Source organism: Bradyrhizobium sp. CCBAU 11361, from assembly GCF_028128935.1.
Classification (GTDB): Bacteria; Pseudomonadota; Alphaproteobacteria; order Rhizobiales; family Xanthobacteraceae; genus Bradyrhizobium; species Bradyrhizobium niftali.
Window position 1 is genome coordinate 1 of record NZ_LBJZ01000053.1, and the last position, 496, is coordinate 496.

The following is a 496-nucleotide window of genomic DNA, read 5'->3' on the forward strand; positions in this document are numbered from 1 at the left end:
CCGAAGAGCGGGCGGTACCGTCGTCCCCGCCTGTTCGTGATGACGCTACGCTACTCGCGGCGCAGCTTCCGGCGGGTGGTCTGGAAGTCCAGCCAACACGTCTGGGCGCAGCTCCACGAAGAGGCGTTCCGGTATTTTGGCGGGGTCCCCAGCTATGTCGTGCTCGACAATCTGAAGGAAGGCGTCCTCAAGCCGGATTTGTACGAGCCCGAGCTCAACCCGATTTACAGCGCGATGCTGGCTCATTACGCCGTGGTCGCCGATCCCGCGCGCGTGGCCGATCCAAATCGGAAAGGATGCGTCGAGAATGCGATTCAACATACCCAGGGCACCGCGCTGGCCGGACGGCGCTTCGAGACACTGGAAGCCCAGAACGAGTTCCTGAGGCACTGGGAGGAGAATTGGGCCTCCAAGCGCATCCACGGCAGCACGCGCCGTCAGGTCGAGGCGATGTTCCAGGAAGAGAAGCCGCACCTGCGGCCGCTGCCTGTGGCTG

At 63.9% G+C, this 496-nt stretch carries 1 protein-coding gene; it reads left to right on the forward strand.

Annotated features, from left to right (window positions below):
• A partial coding sequence (gene istA, locus XI08_RS09790) for an IS21 family transposase (protein WP_271574261.1) occupies window positions 1-496 on the forward strand: 496 nt, incomplete at both ends.